Raw genomic sequence first — 549 nt, forward strand, 5'->3', positions numbered from 1 at the left:
GCAGCGGCCAGGTCATTGAGCTGGCGTTAGCTGATGAGGTCCTCGTTACAAAGCTCTTCGGCTCCATTAACGGCAGGCAGGAAATCCGCAGGATCAATCTCCGGCAGTGCCAATGTCCCGGTTGCATCAACGCAGCCATCCCGATCAGCGTCGAAGAAAAACCGACTGGAGCGAAAATCCATCATCAGAAACGGTTTCCGTTCGAGAAGCCGGTCACAGGCCATGTGGAATGCCGCTACGGCGTTCCGTCCCTTTAGGGTTTCGGAGTAGTAGAGGCCCTTGATCAGGCGGCCGGTCGCGAAGACGCGTGGGTTGCTGCGCAGGAGAAGCGCGCTTAGGTCCGGCATGGGCTGTCGCCCCAGACGACATGACTGCAAGGACGAGGGATAATGGAGCGGGCGACCCAAACAGACGCTGGTCAGCATCAGGAGGACCGAAAGGCAGAGCAGTGCCGCGACCATCACAGCCTCCTCTCTCAAGGGCCGTCAGTATGCGCCTCTTTAGACCCGAGGGTTAGCGTTATATGAACACGCGAATTTCGCGTAATTG

1 protein-coding gene is annotated in these 549 nt (G+C 58.1%); it reads left to right on the forward strand.

What is annotated here, in order from left to right; translation table 11 throughout:
• Positions 1 to 257: hypothetical protein (locus AC0QTX_RS27530; RefSeq protein ID WP_474606969.1), on the forward strand; the 257-nt coding region annotated here is incomplete at its 5' end.
• Positions 258 to 549 lie beyond the last annotated feature (292 nt).

Source organism: Microvirga sp. jy35 (assembly GCF_056148915.1).